Origin of the sequence: Methylocella sp., assembly GCF_044226135.1 — a bacterium.
Classification (GTDB): Bacteria; Pseudomonadota; Alphaproteobacteria; order Rhizobiales; family Beijerinckiaceae; genus Methylocapsa.
In genome coordinates this window covers 26,718-46,466 of record NZ_JBGAHM010000011.1, presented here as the reverse complement: position 1 = coordinate 46,466, position 19,749 = coordinate 26,718, and the positions used below count along the sequence as shown (strand labels likewise).

Below are 19,749 nucleotides of genomic sequence, written 5' to 3'. Positions count from 1 at the left end.
CGGCGCGACGCCGGATAAGGCGCCGACCGGAGCGCCGGGAGACGCCGCATGACCGGGACGACGACGCGCGAGGGCGGCCGTCCGCTTCTGATCCTCGCCTCGGCCTCGACGCGCCGGCTCGAACTGCTCCAGCAGATCGGGATCGAGCCCGACCTTCTTCTTCCCTGCGACCTCGATGAAACGCCCGGGAAATCCGAGGCGCCGCGTCTGCTCGCGGCGCGGCTCGCGCGCGAGAAGGCCCGCGCCGGGGCGCGCGTCGCGTCCGCCGACCCCGCGTTTTCCGGCGCCTATGTGCTCGGCGCCGACACCGTGGTCTGCGTCGGCCGCCGCATCCTGCCCAAATGCGAGACGAGCGTCGAGGCCGGCGACTGCCTCGAGCTTCTGTCGGGCCGGGCGCATCGCGTCTACACCGGCGTCTGCCTCGTCACGCCGAAGGGCCGCGAACGCGCGCGCCTCGTCGAGACGCGGGTGCGGTTCAAGCGCCTTTCGGCGCTTGAGGTCGAAGCCTATCTTCGCTCTGGCGAATGGCGCGGCAAGGCGGGCGGCTACGCCGTTCAGGGCCTCGCCGGCGCCTTTGTGGTCAAGCTCGTCGGCTCCTACCCATCGGTCGTCGGGCTGCCGCTCTACGAGACCGTCTCGCTGCTCGCGGGCGAGGGCTTTCCGGCGCTCGCGGGCTGGTTCGAGCGCGCATGACCGGGCGAAAGGCGCGAGACGTGGCCCAGCAGGACGAAAATCCGCACGGCGAACCGGACAAGCCCGGCGCGGGCTTCAGGGCGAGGCCGTGTCCGATCTGCGGCAAGCCTTCGGTCTTCGAGGCGCGCCCCTTCTGCTCGAAGCGCTGCGCCGACGTCGACCTGCATCGCTGGCTCGGCGGCGCCTACGCCATTCCCGCCGAAGAGGACGACGAAGCCCCGCCGCCGCGCCGGCCCGACGACTAGCGGCGCATGTTCTTTCCCGCCGCGAAAATCTTCTGGCTGCTCGCCGAGCCGCTGACGCTGCTCATTCTCGTCACGGCGACGGGGGCGCTCCTGCTCTTCACCCGCTTTCGCCGCGCGGGCCGCGTCCTCGCCGCCGGCGGGGCGGCGCTGCTCGCGCTCGCCTTTCTGACGCCATTCGGCGTCGTCCTGATGCGTCCGCTCGAAAACAGGTTTCCGCCGCCGCCGGCCGACATGGCCGAGCCCGCCGGAATCATCGTGCTCGGCGGAGCCATCGCCCCCGCGCTCGCCGAGGCGCGCGGGACGGCGGGGCTTGGCGCCGACGGCGAGCGCATGACGGCCGGGCTCGGACTCGCGCGACGCTTTCCCGGGGCGCGGCTCGTCTTCACCGGCGGCTCCGGCGCGCTCTCGGGCGACGAGCCGCCCGAGGCGCCTGCGGCGCGACGGCTCTGGGAGAACCTCGGCGCGCCCGCCGGGCGCATGGTCTTCGAGGACCGGTCGCGCAACACCTGGGAGAACGCGCTCTTCACGCGCGACCTCTTGAAGCCGAAGCCCGGCGAAAAATATCTGCTCGTCACCTCGGCCTGGCACATGCCGCGCTCGATGGGAATCTTTCGCCGCGTCGGCTTCGACGTGGTCGCGTTTCCGGTCGCCTACCGGACGTTCGGCGACGCGCGCGACTGGCGCGTCCTGCGTTCGGCGATCGAGCGCGCGCCGCTGGTCTCCTATGCGGCGCGCGAATGGATCGGGCTTCTGGCCTATCGTCTCTCGGGCAGGACCGACGTCTTGTTTCCGGCGCCCTGAGCGGTCAGTCGTCGGTCAGGGCGCGGCGCGCGGCCGAAAAAAACTGCCGCCGCATGACGATGACGAGGATCGCGATCGTGGTCGCGACGAAGACGAAGGGCCCGGCGAACCAGCCGAGATAGGCGAAGGCGAAATAGAAGCTGCGCAGGCCCTTGGCGAAATGCAGCCCGGCGTCGATCGTCATGGCGCCGGCGCGGCGCGCGGCGAAGTCCCGCGCCGTCGCGTCGGGGGAGTCGGGCGCGGGCGTCGCGCCGAGCAGGATGGCGGCGTAGATGAACAGCCGGTAGGCCCAGGCGAATTTGAAGAAGGCGTAGCCGAAGACGAGCGCGAGGCCCATGACCTTGGCCTCCCACATGCCGCGCGTCATGGCCGGGCCGAAGGAGAAGTCGCCGGCGATTTTCAGCACGTCGTCGGCTGCGCGCATGGTCGCGGCCGCGCCGCCGAGCAGGATCAGCGAGGTCGAGGCGAAAAACGCCGCGCCGTTCTGCAGGCTCGCCATGATGCCGGCGTCGGCGATGCGCGAGTCGCGCGCCGCCATCGACTCCATCCAGCCGCGGCGGTGTCGGTTCATGAGCACGGAAAGGCTCTGGTGGCCCCAGAAGCCGCGCTCGTTGACAAATCGGTAGAAGATCCAGGCCGCGAGAAAGAAGACGACCGCGAAGACGTCCCACAAGGTGAAGCCGGCCATGGTTTTTTCCGCAACGTCTGACGCGCCCTTGCGCGAGCCTATCGCGTTTTTGCTTAACCGTCCGTTCGCGCGCGCTATAGTCGGCGCCCGCGCCGCTTCTTCAGGGACGATCCCGTGACCGCCGTCCTCGTCATCGCCAACAAGGCCTATTCCTCGTGGTCGTTCCGGCCGTGGATTCTCATGCGCCATTTCGGCGCGCCCTTCGAGGAGATCGTCGTCCCGCTCGCCCGGCCGCAGACGCGCGAGGAGATCCTGCGCCATTCGCCGGCGGGAAAATGCCCGATCCTGAAGGACGGCGACGCGCTCGTGTGGGAGTCGCTCGCGATCGTCGAATATTTCGCCGAAACCCATCCCGAACTGCCGGTGTGGCCGCGCGAGCGGGCGGCGCGGGCCGAGGCGAGGGCGCTCGCGGCCGAAATGCACGCGGGCTTCACGGGGCTGCGCGCGCTCCTGCCGATGAACATGCGGCGCAAGCCCTCGCCCCTGCCGCTGACGCCGGAGGCGAGCGCCGACGTCGCCCGGCTCGAGGCCGCTTTTTCCGGGGCGCGCGGCAGATTCGGCGCCGGCGGCCCGTTCCTGTTCGGCGACTTCAGCGCCGCCGACGCCATGTTCGCGCCGGTCGTCAACCGGCTCGACGTCTACGCCGTTCCGGTCGGCGCGCCGACGCGCGCCTATATGGAGGCCATGAAGGCGCTGCCGGCCTGGCGGGACTGGAGCGCGGGCGCCTTCGCCGAACCGTGGATCATCGAAAAATATGAAAAATGACACGCGCGGCCGCAGGCGCCGGTCATGAGCGCAGACAGGGAAAAGCCGGGCGGCCTGCCCGCAGGGGGGAGCCCGCGCGCCGACATCGACGCCTTTCTGTCGGCGGCGACGCCGCTCGCCGCGGCGCGGGGGCGCGGGCGGCTCATCTTCGCGCTCGACGCCACCATGAGCCGCCAGCCGAGCTGGGATCTCGCCATGGCCGTGCAGGCGCGCATGTTCGCGACCGCGGCGGCGCATGGCGGGCTTGACGCGCAGCTCGTGTTCTATCGCGGCTTCGGCGAGTGCCGCGCCTCGCGCTTCATGAGCGGCGGGCGGGAGCTTGCGGCGGCGATGACGCGCATCCGCGTCGCCGGCGGGCGCACGCAGATCGCGAAAGTGTTGCGCCACGCCCTCGACGAAGCGAAGGCCGCGCCGATCGCCGCGCTGGTTTTCGTGGGCGACGCCATGGAGGAAAGCGCCGACGAGCTCTGCGACCTCGCCGGCCGGCTCGGGCTTCTGGGCGTCAAGGCGTTCATGTTCCAGGAAGGCGAAGACCGCCTCGCCGCGCGCCTGTTCCGGCGGATCGCCTTGATGACCGGGGGGGCCTATGCCACATTTGACGCCGGCGCGGCGGAGCGCCTCGCCGCGCTTTTGTCCGCGGCCGCGGCCTATGCCGCGGGCGGACGCGGAGCGCTCGAGATCGAAGCGCGGCGGGAAGCGCGGGCCGGGCTGCTTCTCGGCCAGATGAAATGAAGCAGGACGGGTTTTCTCTTATGACGGGCGCGACAGGGCGCGGGGAGACGATGGGCGGGTCGCCAGGCCGGCGCGGCGCGCGCGCCCGCAGCGGAAGGGAGGCCGGCCGGCGATGATCGTGCTCGCCGCGTCCCTGATCGCGCTGTGGATGACGATGGTCGCGCTGCGCGCCTTCGCCCGGGCCAATCCGGTCGCGCTGGCGCGCGCGCTCCGGCGCGGCGGCGGCGCGGCGGCGCTGCTGTTTGCGGCCTTTCTCGGCGCGCGCGGCGCGGCGCCTTTCGCCATGGGCTTCGGGGCCCTCGGCTTCTGGCTCCTGAACTCCGGCCCCGGCGGCGGCGGGCGTCCGTTCGGCTGGCCCTTCTTTGGCGGCTGGGGCGGCGCGGGCGGCTTTCCGTTCGGCTCCGGCTCCGCCGCCCCGCCTTCGGGCGGCGGCCCCAGGGTCTCCTGCGTGCGATCGGCGACGATCGAGATGCAGCTCGATCATGACACGGGGCGCATGTGGGGCGCTGTGCTCGCCGGCGCGCAGGAAGGCCGCGAGCTAGACGCGCTGACTCGCCCGGAGTGCGAAGCCCTCTACGACTTTTGCCGTCGAGACGATCCTGAGGGCGCCAGGCTTCTGGAAGCTTATCTCGATCGCCGGTTTGCGGGCTGGCGTGAGGCACGAAAGAGCGAGAGCGACGCGGGGAGCGGCGCGTCGCGCCGGAACTCCGGCGCCATGACCCAGGATGAAGCGTATGAGGTTCTGGGGCTTCGCAAGGGAGCCTCGCGCGAAGAGGTCGTCCGCTCGCACCGCTCGCTTATGAAAAAGCTTCATCCAGATCATGGCGGGACGACGGATCTGGCGGCGCGGGTCAATGAAGCGAAAGAAGTCCTGATGCGGCGTCATCCGTAGGATCCAGATGTTGGCGCTGAAGACACAGGCGAGGGCGATCTGCGCTCACATTTCGATCATGCCGAAAATCGGTTAGTTTTTCGTTGCGAAGCACGAAAACCCGCTGTGCTTCAGCGCCTTGCAGGCCTTTTTCGCGCTTTTTTCGTCAAATCCGGCAAACCGCGCGCGATAGAGCGCGCCCGAGCCCCGGGACGTCTTTTCGGTGAAGGGCTCGGCGCCGCGCAGCGCCAGCACGGCGCTCTTCGCCCGCGCGAGCAGCGACTGGGCCTTGGCCGCGTCGTCGGCCGCGCCGACCTGGATCATCCACCCCGTCCGCGCGCCGGCCGGACGCGCGTCGCCTTCGGCCTCGACCGACGCGTCGCCTTCGGGAACCTCCGCTTCAGCCTCCGCCGCCTTCGCCTCGCGCTCCGACGCAAGCGTCTCGCGCAGCGCCTTCGCCGTTTCGTCCTCGTCGGCGACGCGCAGCGCGATCTTCCGGTTCGGGTCGGAACGCCGGTCGGCGGCGCGCGGCTTCGCCGGGACGGCGCCGGCCATCCAGCGCAGCGACGGCGAGGGCGCCTTCGTCGGCGGCGCGAAATACACCGAGCCGTCGAGCGAAGCGGTGCGCACGCCAAGCTGGCGTGCGTTCGCCGCCGACAGGAACAGCGGGGGAATCGCGGCGAAGGGCGTCGGACGCAGGGCGCCGGGCGTGAACGCCGTGCGGGGCTTTGGCGCGGCGGGCGCGATGGCGGCGACCGCGGTCTGATCGAACTCCTGCGTTTTTGGCGTCACGGCGGCGAGCGCCGCCTGCTGCGCTTCGGTCTGCGCCGCCGGCCGCGTCTCGACATAGGCGAGCGGCTCGACGCCGGCGCCGGCGGGCGCCGCGGACGGCGTCGCGGCGGCGAGCTTCTCGGCGTCGCGCAGCACCGAGGCGACGCGCGTCTTCGAGCCGTCCTCGATATGCTCTTCGATGAGGTCGGCCATGATGCGGTCGCGCGCCGGGGCGCTGACCCCGCCCATCACCACGGCGACGATATAGCGCCCGTCGCGCTTGACCGAGGCGAGCAGGTTGAAGCCGGAGGCGTTGGTGTAGCCGGTCTTGATGCCGTCCATGCCCTCGACGCGCGACATCAGCCGGTTATGGTTCATGATGGTCGCGCCGCCGTAATAAAAGGCGCGCGTGGAGAAATAGCGGTATTCACGCGGGAAGCGCTCCTCGACGGCGCGGCCGAGCAGGGCGAGGTCGCGCGCCGTGGTGATCTGCTCGTCGGCCGGCAGGCCCGAGGCGTTGACGTAGGTCGTGCCCGACATGCCAAGCTCGCGCGCCTTCTCCGTCATCATCCGGGCGAAGTTCGCCTCGTCGCCGCCGATCGCCTCGGCGATGGCGACGGCGATGTCGTTGGCGGAGCGGGTCACGAGCGCCTTGATCGCGTCGTCGACCCTGATCGTGCGGCCGGGCCGAAGGCCAAGCTTGGTCGGCTTCTGCGCCGCCGCGTGCGGCGAGATCGCGATCTCGTCGTCGAGGCTGACGTCGCCCGCCTCGATCCGCTCGAACAGCAGGTAGAGCGTCATCACCTTGGTGACCGAGGCCGGGTGGCGCGGCTCGTTCTCGTTGCGCCCATAGAGCGTCTCGCCGCTGTTCGCGTCGACGACGATGGCGGCGAAGTTTTTCGCGGGCGCGAAGGGACGCGGCTGCATGTAGCGCAGGGAGCGATGCTTCTGACCGAGCGCATAGCGTCGCGAGAACTGCTTGACCGGGCTCTTGGCGGCATGCGCCCGGGGCCGCTGGCGCGCTTCTGCGTCGGAGGAGGAGACGCCGACGGCGACGAGTCCGACGGCGAAAAGGCCGACGAAGCCGGCGGCGACGACGAACAGCTTCGCGGCGCCGGTTCGCGCTCCAGGATTGCGGCGAACAGTCGCACTCGGCTCGGTCATTCCCTGCATCCCCCGCTCGCCGCTCTCGCGACGGTCGTCGGACGCTAGTTCGTCAGGGTTAGCGCGGAGTTAAGAGGCAGGCGCCACGGCTTCGCCCCGCGATGCTGCAATGCAGAAATGAGATTGACGTAAATTGTGCAGCGCACTATAAAGTGACTCGGAGCAGCTTGACGCCGCTTCTCACCAGGCCGCCTCGAACTCCGCAAGAGCCGGCGCACATTCGACCAGGGAACAGACTAATGGCGAATACGATCGAAGACTTTCAGAAGTTCGGCAAGGCTCAGTTCGAGACGGCGACGTCTTCTTCGCAGAGCGTCGTGAAGGCGCTCCAGGCGATCGCCGCCGAGACGACCGACTACTCCAAGAAGAGCTTCGAGAACGGCCAGGCGTTTCTTGAGAAGCTGCTTGGCGTGAAGTCGCTCGAATCGGCGATCCAGCTCCAGTCCGAATACGCCAAGAGCGCCTACGCCGATTTCGTCGCCGAGTCGACCAAGCTCGGCGAGCTTTACTCGGCCCTCGCCAAGGAGGCCTTCAAGCCGCTCGAGGCGATCGTCGCCAAGGTCCAGACCCTCAAGGACTGAGCCGCGTCACGCTCAGGGTTCCGGGTCGGGAGCCGTGGCCGGACTGCGCGTCGCGCGCGGCGGGCCCGGCTCCGCAGGAATCCGCGCGTCGCGCGAAACAATGTCGCGCGGCCGTCGTGGGCGCAAATGTCGGTCAAGACATTTTCGCGCCGCCTCCGGCCGGCGAGGTTTGCGCCGCTTTCGACTGGACGTCCAGAAGCCCGGCTCGCGCCGGGCTTTTCTTTGTCCGCTTTTCTTTGTCCGTTTTCGCGCCCCGTCCGCCGCGCCTGAAGCCGATCCTCGAGCCGCGTCCGCGCTTCGCGCCGGGGCGCCCTTTGCGGCGCGGATTTTGCTACCCATATTGCTGGAATCCGAACCCCGGCCGCGCCGGAACGTTGGAGCGGGGCTGAAAGTTCGGCGGCCAATTCGCTCTTGCGGGATCATTCGGCGCGTTGTTCACTGGAGCTTCATGTTCGACGCATCGGATCATGTCGAAGGCGGAGGCGGAAAGCATCGTGGCGCAGGCTACGCTTAAACAGTCGGATCTCCCGCGCGCGGCGCATGCCGCTCCGGCGCGGCGCGCCCCTCGCGCCGCGTCCGGATCGGACGACAAGAAGCCGGGCGGCGACTCCGGCGCCGCCGTCATCACCCGCACGAAGACGCAGACCCGCAAGCCCAGCATGTACCGGGTCCTGCTGTTGAATGACGACTATACTCCCATGGAGTTCGTCGTCGCCGTGCTCAAGAAATACTTCAACAAGGGGCCGGAGGAGGCCACGCGGATCATGCTCCATGTTCATCAGCATGGGGTCGGCGAATGCGGGATCTTCACGTACGAAGTCGCCGAGACCAAGGTAACGCAGGTCATGGATTACGCCCGCAAACACCAGCACCCCCTGCAGTGCATCATGGAAAAGAAATGAGGTAGGAGCCAATGCCGTCCTTCTCGCGCAATCTCGAACAGTCGCTCCACCGCGCTCTCGCCGTCGCCAACGAACGCCACCACGAATATGCGACGCTCGAGCATCTGCTGTTGAGCCTCACCGACGACGCCGACGCCTCGGCCGTGCTGCGGGCCTGCTCGGTCGACATCGACCAGCTCAAGAAAAGCCTGAAGGACTACATTGAGCAGGAGCTCGACAATCTCGTCGGCGACGGCCGCGAGGACGCCAAGCCCACGGCCGGCTTCCAGCGCGTGATCCAGCGCGCCGTGATCCATGTGCAGTCCTCGGGCCGCGAGGAGGTCACGGGCGCGAACGTGCTCGTCGCCATCTTCGCCGAGCGCGAAAGCCACGCCGCCTATTTCCTGCAGGAGCAGGACATGACGCGCTACGACGCCGTCAACTACATCAGCCACGGCATCGCCAAGCGTCCCGGCCTCTCCGACCCCTCGAAGACGCCCCGCGGGGCTGACGAAGAGGGCGAGAACCGCGAGGGCAAGGAGAAGGAGAGCGCCGAGGCCAAGAAGAAGGAAGGCGCGCTCGAAGCCTATTGCGTCAACCTCAACAAGAAGGCGCGCGACGGCCGCATCGACCCGCTGATCGGCCGCGAGGCCGAGGTGCAGCGCACCATCCAGGTGCTGTGCCGCCGCCACAAGAACAATCCGCTGCTCGTCGGCGACCCGGGCGTCGGCAAGACGGCGATCGCCGAAGGCCTCGCCCGCAAGATCGTCAAGAGCGAGGTGCCGGAGGTGCTCTCCGAGGCCACCGTGTTCGCGCTCGACATGGGCACGCTGCTCGCCGGCACGCGCTATCGCGGCGACTTTGAAGAACGCCTGAAGCAGGTCATGAAGGAGATCGAGAACCACAAGAACGCGATTCTGTTCATCGACGAGATCCACACCGTGATCGGCGCCGGCGCGACCTCGGGCGGCGCGATGGACGCCTCGAACCTGCTCAAGCCCGCGCTCGCGCAGGGCACGCTGCGCTGCATCGGCTCGACCACCTACAAGGAATACCGCCAGTATTTCGAGAAGGACCGCGCGCTCGTCCGCCGCTTCCAGAAGATCGACGTCAACGAGCCGTCGGTGCCGGACGCGATCGAGATCATGAAGGGCCTGAAGCCCTATTTCGAGGAGTTCCATAAGATCCGCTACACCAACGAGGCCATCAAGGCCGCGGTGGAGCTCTCGGCGCGCTACATCCATGACCGCAAGCTGCCCGACAAGGCGATCGACGTGATCGACGAGACCGGCGCGAGCCAGATGCTGCTGCCCGAGGCCAAGCGCAAGAAGACGATCGGCGTCAAGGAGGTCGAGGCGACCATCGCGACGATGGCGCGCATTCCGCCGAAAACCGTCTCGAAGGACGACGCCGAGGTGCTGGAGCATCTCACCGAGACGCTGCAGCGCGTGGTCTATGGCCAGAACAGCGCCATCGCCGCCCTGACCTCGGCGATCAAGCTGGCGCGGGCCGGCCTGCGCGACGGCGAGAAGCCGATCGGCAGCTATCTGTTCTCGGGCCCGACCGGCGTCGGCAAGACCGAGGTCGCCCGCCAGCTCGCCACCGCGCTCGGCGTCGAGCTCGTGCGCTTCGACATGTCGGAATATATGGAGCGCCACACGGTGTCGCGGCTGATCGGCGCGCCTCCGGGCTATGTCGGCTTCGACCAGGGCGGCCTGCTCACCGACTCGATCGACCAGCATCCGCATTGCGTGCTGCTGCTCGACGAGATCGAGAAGGCGCATCCGGACCTCTACAACATCCTTCTGCAGGTGATGGACCATGGCAAGCTGACGGACCACAGCGGCAAGCAGGTCGATTTCCGCAACGTCATCCTGATCATGACGACCAATGCGGGCGCGGCCGACATGGCGCGGGAGTCCTACGGCTTCACCGCCGGCAAGCGGACGGGCGAGGACGTCGAGGCGGTCAACCGCCTGTTCGCGCCCGAATTCCGCAACCGCCTCGACGCGATCGTGGCCTTCGGCCATCTGCCGCATGAGGTGATCTCGAAGGTCGTCGACAAGTTCATCATGCAGCTCGAGGCGCAGCTCGCCGACCGCAACGTCACGATCGAACTTGCCGACGACGCCCGCGCCTGGCTGGTCGAGAACGGCTATGACGAGCGCATGGGCGCCCGCCCCATGGCCCGCGTGATCCAGCAGACGATCAAGACCCCGCTCGCCGACGAGGTGCTGTTCGGGCGGCTCAAGAACGGCGGCACGGTCCGCGTGGTGGTCACGGAAGAAGACGGCGTCAAGAAGCTCGGCTTCGTTTTCCCCGAAGGCCCCGTGCAGCCGCGGCCCGAGAAAGACATCGTCGAGGCCGGCAAGAAACGCGTGCGCGCCGAGCCTGAGGTCCGTCGCGCCAAGTCGCGCAAGCAGAAGGGCGACGACGAGGAAGAAGAGGTCGACGAGGATTTCGACGACGACGACGAGGCCGAGCCCTTCGCCGACGAATCCGAGACCAAGCACTGAAGCGTTCGGTCGGCCGCGCCGGCCGACCTCCGCAACCAGAAGCCGCGACGCGAGTCGCGGCTTTTTTCGTCGGACCAACCGCCTTTCTTCGGGAAAGAGCGTCAGGCGGCCGCGAGCGCCGCGGCGATCCTGTCCCTGACGGGGATCAGCGTTTCGGGCTTCGCCATCCCGCCGGCGTGGCGGTTGAGCTCGACGCCCGCAAAGCGCGGCAGGATGTGGACATGCAGGTGAAACACCGTCTGCCCGCCGGCCGGCTCGTTGAACTGCATGATGGTGATCCCCTCGGCGCCCAGAGCCGTCTTCACGGCGCGGGCGATCTTCTGGACGCGCGGCGCGAGGGCCGCGAGGACGGCCGGGTCGGCGTCGAGGACATTGCGCGACGCGGCCTTGGGAATGACCAGCACATGGCCTTCCGTCTGTGGCATGACGTCCATGATGGCGAGGACGGCGTCGTCCTCGAACAGCTTCACGGCAGGAATCTCGCCGCGCAGGATTTTGGCGAAGATATTGGCGTCGTCATAGGCGGGCGTCGTCATCTGGCTGCTCCGAGAAGATTGCGCCGGGGCAGGCAATAGCGGCGCGCCAGTCGGCGTCAAGGCCCGTCAGACTCCGTCCTCCTCCGGCTCCTCCTGCGGCGCGCCGCCGTCGCGACGAAAAGGGGTCAGCGTCGCATAATCCTCGAGCGCGAGGTCGGACTGGGCGCGCTCGCGGCGCAGATATTGGGCGATCGCCGCGGAAAAGCGCGGGTCGGCGATTTCATGGGCGGAGTAGGTCGGCGCCGGCTCATAGCCCCGCGCGAGCTTGTGCTCGCCCTGCGCGCCGGCCTCGACGCGCTTCAGGCCGCGCTCGATCGCAAATTCCAGCGCCTGATAATAGCAGACCTCGAAATGCAGGAAGGGCACGTCCTCGATCGCGCCCCAGTTGCGCCCATAAAGCGCGTCGGAGCCGATGAAATTGATGGCCCCGGCGATGAGGCGCCCGCCGCGCTTCGCCATGACGAGCAGAATATGCTCGCCCATCGTTTCGCCGACCATCGAGAAGAAGGGCCGCGTCAGATAGGGGTGGCCCCATTTGCGCGCGCTGGTGTCGGCGTAAAAGTCGAAGAAGGCGTCCCAGTGCCGCTCCGTGATGTCCCGGCCGACGAGCCGCTCGACGTCAATTCCGCCGGCAAGCGCCTCGCGCCGCTCGCGCCGGATCATCTTGCGCTTGCGCGAGGCGAGGGCGTCGAGGAAGTCGGCGAAATCGCCATAGCCGCGATTGACGAAGTGGAACTGCTGGCCGGTCCGCCGCAGAAAGCCCGCCGCGCCGAGATCGTCCCAATCCTGCCGCGTCGGAAAGTTCACATGGATCGACGAGGCGTTCATTTTCTCGCGCAGCGCGCGCAGGCCGCCGATCAGCGCCTGACGCGCCGCTTCTCCGGCGTCGGGCGAAACGAGCAGGCGGCGCCCTGTCGCCGGGGTGAAAGGCGCGGCGACGACGAGCTTCGGATAATAGTCGAGGCCCGCGCGGCGATAGGCGTCGGCCCAGCCGAAATCGAACACGAACTCGCCCATCGAATGGCTTTTGAGATAGGCCGGCGCGGCGGCCGTAAGGCGTCGCGCGGAATCGCGCACGAGCACATGCGCAGGGGCCCAGCCGACCAGCGCAGACACTGACTTCGAGGCTTCGGCCGCCTTGAGAAAAGCATGTGAGATAAAAGGGTTGTAGCGCTCTCCGGGGTCTTGCCCGGCGGCCGCCGGCAAGACCGCGGGGTTGGCGCAGGCGTCCCATTCGGCGGCGTCGATCGCAGCCATGGAGGTCGCGATTTCGACCGTGTAGGACTGGGGCATCGGGGGCGTCTCGTCTCCCGTGGCTGGGCGCGCGCAGGGCCTCCAAGAAGACACCCGCGCCCTCCGAAAGGTCAAGGAGCGCGGGACCGGGCCGCGCGCGCGCCGCCGCGGCCATGCGCCGCGATGATCCGTTCGGCCGCCTCGATCCCGGTCAGGCGGGCGCCGTGGGCGGTCGAAAAGCTCGCGCGCGAACAGGCCTCGCCGGCGAAGAAAATCCGGTCGTCGACGGGGGCGGCGAGCGCCGCGCGCTGGTCGGAGCAGCCGGGCGAGGCGTAGGAATAGGAGCCGAGCGAGAACGGGTCCCTGCCCCAGCGGGTTTCGACCACGGGGACGAGCCGTGACACGAGGCCCGCGCCGAAGAAATGCGCGAGCTCGCCGAGCGCGAACGCGATGAAGGAGCCGGGCCCCCCGGCTTCGAGGCCGCGGGCGAGGTCGCCGCCGAAATAGCATTCGATCAGCGGCCGGCCGAACGGGCGCACGCTGTAGCTGCCGGTTTTCTCCGAGAAGGGGTCGCCGAGGAAATGCCCTTCGGCCGGCAGCGTCGAGGGCTCGGCCCGGAAGACGAGCTTGTCGGCGACGCCAAGCGGCAGGCCGCGCGCGGCGGCGGTCTTGTCGGGCAGGGCGGGATGAAAGGCGATCGCCTCGGCGGCGAGAAGGCTCGCGGGCGCGGCGACGACGACGGCTCTCGCCGAAAGCGCGCCTTCGGCCGTCTCGACCCGGACGCAGGCGCCCGAATGGTCGATGCGCCGCACGGCGCAGCCAAGCCGCACGGGCGCGTCCGCGCCATAGGCCGCGATCGCCGCGCCATAGCCTTCGAGAACGCGCCAGTTGACGCCCGAGTCTTCATAGCGGCGCCAGTCGGCGACGGAGATTTTTTCGGGCCCGTCGCCGTTGATGAAGGCGCATTCGGCGGCGATCGTCGGATTGAAGCGCCCGCCGGGTTCGAGCAGCGCCGCCGCCGCCATGTCGCCGGCGCCAAGGTCGACGCTTTCGATGCGCGCATGGAACGCCGCCCGCGCGGCGCGCGCGCGGTCGCGGTCCTCGGCCGAAAACGAGCGGTCGAAATCCTGCTCGCCCCAGCGCGTCGCGGCGCGGTCGATGGTGAAGCCGAGACCGGCGGCGATCCGCGTCCAGGGGTTGCGGTCGCCCGAATGCAGCCAGCCGCAGCCGAGGTCGAGCGGAAACCCGGCGATGGTCTTCGTCAAGGCGCGGCCGCCGACGCGTCGCCTCGCCTCAAGCACGAGGACGCTCAGCCCCGCCTCCTTCAGCCTGAGCCCGGCCGAAAGACCCGCGGCCCCCGCGCCGACGACGAGCGCGTCATAATCCGGTGAAGCGTGCGACATGAAGGCTCCGAAATCCCTTTCGCGCGGCCGTGTTCTTGCACTGTTTCATTGCGCCGGGACGAAGCTCGACGACAATGCGCTCGTCCGTCCCGACGCAGGATGATTCGAGCTTTGAAACCATGGCGGGAGACTCAGTGACAAGCATCTGGAGCCGCAAATCCATCGCGGCGCTGCAGGCCGAAGCCGAGGGCGGCGGCTTCGGCGAGGGCGCGCATGCGCTGCGCCGAAGCCTTTCGGCGACGAGCCTCATGTCTCTCGGCGTCGGCGCCATCGTCGGCGCCGGCATCTTCGTCCTCACGGGCCATGCGGCGGCGGCCTACGCCGGCCCGGCGATCAGCCTCTCCTTCGTGCTCGCCGGCGCCGTCTGCGCGCTCGCCGGACTCTGCTACGCCGAAATGGCGTCGATCGCGCCCGTCGCCGGCAGCGCCTACACCTACGCCTACGCCACGCTCGGCGAATTCATCGCCTGGATCATCGGCTGGGACCTGCTGCTCGAATACGCCTTCGGCGCGACGACGGTGGCGATCGGCTGGTCGGGCTATGTGACGAGCTTCCTGAAGGATTTCGGGCTCGCCATTCCGCCCGGCCTCGCCTCCGCGCCGCTCGCCTTCGATCCGGCGAGCGCGACATGGACCATGACGGGGGCGCTCGTCAACCTTCCGGCGGTCGCGATCGTCGTCGCCGTCACGCTCCTGCTCGCCGTGGGCGTGAGCGAATCGGCGCGCGTGAACAACGTCTTCGTCGTCATCAAGCTGGCGATCATCGTCATTTTCATCCTCGCCGGATTCGGCTCCGTCACCACCGCGAACTGGGTCACGGACGCAAACCCCGAAGGCGCCTTCATTCCGCCGGCGGCCGGCGACGGGGTCTATGGCTGGAGCGGCGTGGTGCGCGGCGCGGCGGTGGTGTTCTTCGCCTATATCGGCTTTGACGCCGTCTCGACCGCGGCGCAGGAGGCGAAGAATCCGCAGCGCGACATGCCGCGCGGCATTCTGGGCTCGCTCGCGCTCTGCACCGTGCTTTACGTGCTCGTGAGCTTCGTGCTCACCGGCGTCGCGCCGTTCGACCAGCTCGGCGTGCCGGACCCGATCGCGCTCGGCGTCGACGCGATCGGCCTCGGCTGGCTCGCCACGCTCGTCAAGCTCGGCGCGATCATGGGGCTGAGTTCGGTCGTGCTTGTGCTGATGCTGGGTCAGACCCGCATCCTCTATTCGGTCGCGCGCGACGGACTTCTGCCCGAGGCGGCCGGCGCCGTGAATCCGCGCTTCGGCACGCCCTTTCTCACCACGCTGGCGACCGGCGCGGTCGTCGCGGCGCTCGCCGGGGTTTTGCCCATCGGCCTCGTCGGCGAGCTCGTCAGCATCGGCACGCTGTTCGCCTTCGCCATCGTCTGCGCCGGCGTGGTGTTCCTGCGCGTCCGGCGGCCGGAGATCGAGCGCCCGTTCAGGGCGCCCTTCGTGTTCGCCACGGCGCCGCTCGGCGCGGCGTCGGCGGTCTATCTGATGCTGGGCCTGCCGCACGACACCTGGATCAGGCTCGGCGTCTGGCTGGCGATCGGGCTCGCGCTGTATTTCTTCTATGGGCGCAAGCGCAGCCGGCTCGCGCGCGGGCTCACGCAGGCGGACTAGGCGCGGCGGCGGCGGCGAGCCGCAGCCGGTCGAGCGCGCCCTGCAAAATATAGGCGGCGGCGAGCTTGTCGACGACCTCGGCGCGCTTGCCGCGCGAGACGTCCTGCTCGATCAGCGAGCGCGTGACGGCCGCCGTCGACAGCCGCTCGTCCCAATAGGCGACGGGCAGCGCGACGAGCTCCGAGAGGCTGCGCACGAAGGCGCGGGTCGCCTGCGCGCGCGGGCCCGAGGACCCGTCCATGTTGAGCGGCAGGCCGACGACGAGAGCGCCGACGTCGAACTTGCCGACAAGCTCGATGAGGCGCTGCGCGTCCCGGGTGAACTTGACCCGGCGGATCGTTTCGAGCGGCGTGGCGATGCGGCGCTCGACGTCGGACAGCGCGAGGCCGATGGTCTTCGTGCCGAGATCGACGCCGATCAGGCGCTGTCGCGACGCGACGCGGGCGGGAATGTCGGCGATTTCGATGACGTCGGCGGCCATGCGGCTCCTCTTGCGGGCCCGGCCCGCCGTGTCCGTCCCCATCAAATGCGCGGATCTTCGCCCGATGTCCATGTCCCGCCGCCGCGCGCGGCGCTAGAACCGGGCGAAGGGCCCGCCGGGCGGCGGGCGACGGCGAAGGATTGGCCCCATGAAACTGGTCTGGCTTGGACATTCGGCTTTTCGCGTGGAGCTGCCGGGAGCGGTCGTGCTGATCGACCCCTTTCTCAGCGGCAATCCGAAGTTTTCGGGCGACGTCGCGGAGGCGTCGCGCGGCGTCACGCATATCCTGCTGACCCATGGCCATGACGACCACGTCGGCGACGCGCCGCAGATCGCGCGGGAGAGCGGCGCGCAGGTGGTCTCCAATTTTGAAATCTGCATGCATCTGCAGGCGCAGGGCGCCCAGAGCGTCAATCCCGGCAACACCGGCGGCACGATCGACTGCGGCCCCTTTTTCGTGAGCTTCACCCCGGCGCTGCATTCGTCGGGAACGACCGAGAACGGGCGCTCGATCTATCTCGGCAATCCGAACGGTCTCGTGCTGACGCCGAAGGACGGATCGCCGACGCTTCTGCACATGGGCGACACCGATATTTTCTCCGACATGGCGCTGATCCGCGACCTTTACGCGCCGAAAATCGGCATCGTGCCGATCGGCGACCGCTTCACCATGGGCGCGAAGACGGCGGCGCTGGCTGTCAGGCGCTTCTTCGATTTCGAGACGGTCGTACCCTGCCATTTCGGCACGTTCGACGTTCTCGACCAGACGCCTGACGCCTTCGTGGCCGGGCTCGCCTCGACCATCCTGCGCGTCGAGACGCCGCAGATCGGCGGCGAAGTCGCGCTCGCCTAGTCTCCGAGAACGTCGCGCAGCCACGCGAGGATGCGGGCTGCGGCGAGGTCCCGCCAGGCTGGATCGAGCATGAGCGCATGCGGGCCGCCGGGCAGGATTTCGAGCGTCCCGCGCCAGGCGTCCGCGGTCTCCTGAAAGGCCGAGCGGGGCAGGAACACGTCGGCGTCGCCGCCGAGCGAAAGCGCGGGCAGGGGCGTCGGCCGCGGCAGCGGAATGAGCTTTGGCGGGGCGAACAGCTCGGCGCTCGCGATCGGGGATTCGCGCTGCAGCTTTTCGACGAGCTTCTGGGCGCCTTCCGCCGCCGACTGCGGCGAGAACAGCGCTCTCGCGATCACCGACGGCGCCGCCATGCGCGGGCCGAGGCTTTGCAGGAGCGCGAGCTGGAAGAGAACGTCGGGCGCGAACATCGTCATGTGCAGCGCCGAGGAGCGCAGTCCGGAGGGCGGGGCGGAGGCGAGCGCCGTCAGCGCCCTGACCTCCGGACGGCGCGCGGCGAAATGCTGCGCGACGAGGCCCCCCATCGAGTGGCCGATCACGATCGGCGCGTCGCCGATCGTCTGGGCGGCCCTGACGACGTCGTCCACATAGTCGTCGAAGGTCGCGCGCGAAAGATCGCCCTCGCTGCCGCCATGGCCGCGCAGCGAGACTGCGTAAGTCGGAAAGCCCTGCGCCGCGAAAAAGGGCATGAAATATTCGGCCCAGATCCAGGCGCCGCAATAGGCGCCATGGACGAACAGAATCGGCGGCTGGCGCGGCGACGTCGGACGTTCGTGGAGAATTTCCTGTTTCAAAATGGAAAACCCTATTGTGCGATGCAAGATCATAGCGCGTCCGCCGGGGGACGCCAAAACACGTCTTGCCTATTTGCGTCGCCCTTCCGCCTCGCCGCTTCAGGCGCGAAGGGCGCGGCTTTCGCGGCGCGCCCGCGCGCATTTTTTCGCAAGGCCGCGCAAAACGGCGCCCGCCATTTGATCCGCGGCGAGCGGCGATGCTATAGGCTGCCTCTTCATTCGATTTTCAGGGAAACACACATGTCCGTCGATCAGGCGACGGTGCGCCGCATCGCGCATCTCGCGCGCATCAGGGTGAGCGACGAAGACGTCCCGCATCTGCAGCAGGAGCTGAACGCCATCCTGCGCTTTGTCGAGGAGCTTTCGGGGGTCGACGTCGAGGGCGTCGAGCCGATGACCTCGGTCATGCCCATGCCGATGAAGAAGCGCGAGGACGTCGTGACCGACGGCGGCGTCGCCGACGTCATCCTCGCCAACGCGCCGGAGCGCGAAGACCATTTCTTCAAGGTTCCGAAAGTCGTCGAATAGACGAAGCCTCGAAAAGAATACGGATCAGACTGTGGCCAGCCTCACCGACCTCACCCTCGCCCAGGCGCGCGACGCGCTTTTGAAGCGCGACTTCTCGGCCGTCGAGCTCGCCCGCGCGCAGATCGACGAGATCGAGAAGGCGCGCGTCCTCAACGCCTTCATCACGGAGACGCCGGAGCAGGCGCTCGCGATGGCGCAGGCCTCCGACGCGCGCATCGCGCGCGGCGAGGCGGGCCCGCTCGAAGGGATCCCGCTCGGGATCAAGGATCTCTATTGCACCAACGGCGTCGAGACGACGGCGGCGAGCCACATCCTCGAAGGCTTCACGCCGGCCTATGAATCGACCGTCAGCGCCAATCTCTGGCGCGACGGCGCGGTGATGCTCGGCAAGCTCAATCTCGACGAGTTCGCCATGGGCTCGTCGAACGAAACCTCCTATTTCGGCCCCGTCGTCTCGCCCTGGCGGCGCAGGGGCTCGGACGCCAGGATCGTGCCCGGCGGTTCGTCCGGCGGCTCGGCGGCGGCGGTCGCGGCGGGCCTGTGCTTCGGCGCGACGGCGACCGACACCGGCGGCTCGATCCGCCAGCCCGCGGCCTTCACCGGCACGGTCGGGATCAAGCCGACCTATGGGCGCTGCTCGCGCTGGGGCATCGTCGCCTTCGCCTCCTCGCTCGACCAGGCGGGGCCGATCGCGCGCACCGTGCAGGACGCCGCGATCCTCTTGCGCTCCATGGCCGGCCACGACCCGAAGGACACGACCAGCGTCGACGCGCCGGCGCCGGACTATGAGGCGGCGCTGTCGCGCGGCGTCAAAGGCATGAAGATCGGCGTGCCGCGCGAATATCGCGTCGAGGGCGTGCCGGCCGAGATCGACGCGCTGTGGAGCCAGGGCGTCGAATGGCTGAAGGAGGCCGGCGCCAGCGTCGTCGACATCTCGCTGCCGCATACGCGTTATGCGCTGCCGGCCTATTACATCGTCGCGCCCGCCGAAGCCTCGTCCAATCTCGCGCGCTATGACGGCGTGCGCTATGGCCTGCGCGCCCCGGCGAAGGACATCGTCGGCATGTATGAGGAAACCCGCGCCGCCGGCTTCGGCCGCGAGGTCAGGCGCCGCATCATGATCGGCGCCTATGTGCTCTCGGCCGGCTATTACGACGCCTATTATGTTCGCGCGCAAAAAATCCGCACGCTGATCAGGCGCGATTTCGAGACGGCCTATGCGCAGGGCGTCGACGCGATTTTAACGCCGACGACGCCCTCGGCCGCCTTCGGCTTCGGCGAGAAAGGGTCGGGCGACCCGGTCGAAATGTATCTGAACGACGTCTTCACCGTGACGGTGAACATGGCCGGCCTGCCGGGCCTTTCCGTGCCGGCGGGCGTCTCGTCGGAGGGCCTGCCGCTCGGGCTCCAGCTCATCGGCCGGCCGTTCGACGAGGAGACCTTGTTCGCCGCGGCGAGCGTGATCGAGAAGGCCGCGCCGAAGATCGGCGCGCCGGCGAAATGGTGGGCCTGAGAGACCGTTTTGGAGAAGTCCTTGCGGCCCTCATCCTGAGGAGCCGTTGCGTCAGCGACGGCGTCTCGAAGGATG

The 19,749-nt window shown here is 68.7% G+C and carries 20 protein-coding genes; 13 read left to right on the top strand and 7 right to left on the bottom strand.

Annotated features, from left to right (window positions below; all coding sequences use genetic code 11):
- Positions 1-48: 48 nt before the first annotated feature.
- The 3 genes from ACILRB_RS07295 to ACILRB_RS07285 are packed head-to-tail and all read left to right on the top strand — an operon-like array spanning position 49 to position 1,739.
- Entirely contained in the window at positions 49-693 is a 645-nt protein-coding gene (locus ACILRB_RS07295) for a Maf-like protein (RefSeq protein ID WP_395665637.1), read from the top strand.
- A 20-nt stretch (positions 694-713) separates the two neighbouring features.
- Positions 714-938, top strand: a complete 225-nt coding sequence (gene yacG, locus ACILRB_RS07290) for a DNA gyrase inhibitor YacG (RefSeq protein WP_395665636.1) — start codon at positions 714-716, stop codon at positions 936-938.
- A gap of 6 nt (positions 939-944) precedes the next feature.
- Positions 945-1,739, top strand: coding sequence for a YdcF family protein (locus ACILRB_RS07285; RefSeq protein ID WP_395665635.1), 795 nt, complete (start codon positions 945-947; stop codon positions 1,737-1,739).
- A gap of 4 nt (positions 1,740-1,743) precedes the next feature.
- Here ACILRB_RS07285 and ACILRB_RS07280 read toward each other — a convergent pair whose 3' ends face one another.
- Positions 1,744-2,427 carry a DUF599 domain-containing protein gene (locus ACILRB_RS07280; RefSeq protein WP_395665634.1) on the bottom strand — a complete coding sequence of 228 codons (684 nt, stop codon included), beginning with the start codon at positions 2,425-2,427 and terminating at the stop codon, positions 1,744-1,746.
- Positions 2,428-2,541: 114 nt separating this feature from the next.
- On the opposite strand from ACILRB_RS07280, the gene ACILRB_RS07275 reads away from it, so the two are divergent.
- The 3 genes from ACILRB_RS07275 to ACILRB_RS07265 all read left to right on the top strand — a co-directional run bounded on the left by ACILRB_RS07275 (position 2,542) and on the right by ACILRB_RS07265 (position 4,816).
- Positions 2,542-3,192, top strand: coding sequence for a glutathione S-transferase family protein (locus ACILRB_RS07275; RefSeq protein WP_395665633.1), 651 nt, complete (start codon positions 2,542-2,544; stop codon positions 3,190-3,192).
- Between the two features lie 24 nt (positions 3,193-3,216).
- Positions 3,217-3,924 (top strand): VWA domain-containing protein, encoded by a 708-nt coding sequence (locus tag ACILRB_RS07270; RefSeq protein ID WP_395665632.1) that lies wholly within the window; start codon positions 3,217-3,219, stop codon positions 3,922-3,924.
- 112 nt (positions 3,925-4,036) lie between these two features.
- The gene (locus ACILRB_RS07265; protein WP_395665631.1) at positions 4,037-4,816 is read left to right on the top strand and encodes a DnaJ domain-containing protein; all 780 of its coding nucleotides are present in this window, start codon (positions 4,037-4,039) and stop codon (positions 4,814-4,816) included.
- 72 nt (positions 4,817-4,888) lie between these two features.
- Here the strand turns inward: ACILRB_RS07265 and ACILRB_RS07260 are convergent, their stop codons facing one another.
- Positions 4,889-6,730: a D-alanyl-D-alanine carboxypeptidase gene (locus ACILRB_RS07260; RefSeq protein ID WP_395665630.1), complete on the bottom strand. Its 1,842-nt coding sequence runs from the start codon at positions 6,728-6,730 to the stop codon at positions 4,889-4,891.
- Positions 6,731-6,969: 239 nt separating this feature from the next.
- Here ACILRB_RS07260 and ACILRB_RS07255 point away from each other — a divergent pair, with 239 nt between their 5' ends.
- From ACILRB_RS07255 to clpA, 3 genes are all read left to right on the top strand, one after another.
- Positions 6,970-7,311 carry a phasin family protein gene (locus tag ACILRB_RS07255; protein ID WP_395665629.1) on the top strand — a complete coding sequence of 114 codons (342 nt, stop codon included), beginning with the start codon at positions 6,970-6,972 and terminating at the stop codon, positions 7,309-7,311.
- Between the two features lie 467 nt (positions 7,312-7,778).
- Entirely contained in the window at positions 7,779-8,213 is a 435-nt protein-coding gene (gene clpS, locus ACILRB_RS07250) for an ATP-dependent Clp protease adapter ClpS (RefSeq protein WP_395665628.1), read from the top strand.
- 11 nt (positions 8,214-8,224) lie between these two features.
- A complete protein-coding gene (gene clpA / locus ACILRB_RS07245; protein WP_395665627.1) occupies positions 8,225-10,708 on the top strand; it encodes an ATP-dependent Clp protease ATP-binding subunit ClpA in 2,484 nt (827 codons plus the stop codon).
- A gap of 101 nt (positions 10,709-10,809) precedes the next feature.
- Here the strand turns inward: clpA and ACILRB_RS07240 are convergent, their stop codons facing one another.
- The 3 genes from ACILRB_RS07240 to ACILRB_RS07230 form a co-directional block, all read right to left on the bottom strand.
- Positions 10,810-11,244: an HIT family protein gene (locus ACILRB_RS07240; RefSeq protein WP_395665626.1), complete on the bottom strand. Its 435-nt coding sequence runs from the start codon at positions 11,242-11,244 to the stop codon at positions 10,810-10,812.
- A gap of 66 nt (positions 11,245-11,310) precedes the next feature.
- On the bottom strand, positions 11,311-12,537 hold the full coding sequence (locus ACILRB_RS07235) for a GNAT family N-acetyltransferase (RefSeq protein WP_395665625.1): 1,227 nt from the start codon (positions 12,535-12,537) through the stop codon (positions 11,311-11,313).
- 71 nt (positions 12,538-12,608) lie between these two features.
- Positions 12,609-13,880: a flavin monoamine oxidase family protein gene (locus tag ACILRB_RS07230; protein WP_395665624.1), complete on the bottom strand. Its 1,272-nt coding sequence runs from the start codon at positions 13,878-13,880 to the stop codon at positions 12,609-12,611.
- Between the two features lie 74 nt (positions 13,881-13,954).
- On the opposite strand from ACILRB_RS07230, the gene ACILRB_RS07225 reads away from it, so the two are divergent.
- Positions 13,955-15,508, top strand: a complete 1,554-nt coding sequence (locus tag ACILRB_RS07225; RefSeq protein ID WP_395665623.1) for an amino acid permease — start codon at positions 13,955-13,957, stop codon at positions 15,506-15,508.
- On the opposite strand, the gene ruvX is transcribed toward ACILRB_RS07225, so the two are convergent.
- Complete coding sequence (ruvX, locus tag ACILRB_RS07220) at positions 15,492-15,989, bottom strand: Holliday junction resolvase RuvX (protein ID WP_395665622.1); 498 nt, start codon at positions 15,987-15,989, stop codon at positions 15,492-15,494. The genes ACILRB_RS07225 and ruvX overlap by 17 nt on opposite strands.
- A 148-nt stretch (positions 15,990-16,137) precedes the next feature.
- Between ruvX and ACILRB_RS07215 the strand changes: the two genes are divergently transcribed.
- Positions 16,138-16,842, top strand: a complete 705-nt coding sequence (locus ACILRB_RS07215) for a metal-dependent hydrolase (protein ID WP_395665621.1) — start codon at positions 16,138-16,140, stop codon at positions 16,840-16,842.
- Here ACILRB_RS07215 and ACILRB_RS07210 read toward each other — a convergent pair.
- Complete coding sequence (locus tag ACILRB_RS07210; protein WP_395665620.1) at positions 16,839-17,666, bottom strand: alpha/beta hydrolase; 828 nt, start codon at positions 17,664-17,666, stop codon at positions 16,839-16,841. The two genes, ACILRB_RS07215 and ACILRB_RS07210, sit on opposite strands and share 4 nt — an antisense overlap.
- A gap of 207 nt (positions 17,667-17,873) precedes the next feature.
- On the opposite strand from ACILRB_RS07210, the gene gatC reads away from it, so the two are divergent.
- Together gatC and gatA are read left to right on the top strand one after the other, a co-directional pair.
- On the top strand, positions 17,874-18,161 hold the full coding sequence (gene gatC / locus ACILRB_RS07205) for an Asp-tRNA(Asn)/Glu-tRNA(Gln) amidotransferase subunit GatC (protein WP_395665619.1): 288 nt from the start codon (positions 17,874-17,876) through the stop codon (positions 18,159-18,161).
- A 31-nt stretch (positions 18,162-18,192) separates the two neighbouring features.
- Positions 18,193-19,674: an Asp-tRNA(Asn)/Glu-tRNA(Gln) amidotransferase subunit GatA gene (gene gatA, locus ACILRB_RS07200; RefSeq protein ID WP_395665618.1), complete on the top strand. Its 1,482-nt coding sequence runs from the start codon at positions 18,193-18,195 to the stop codon at positions 19,672-19,674.
- The last annotated feature ends 75 nt before the right edge of the window (positions 19,675-19,749 follow it).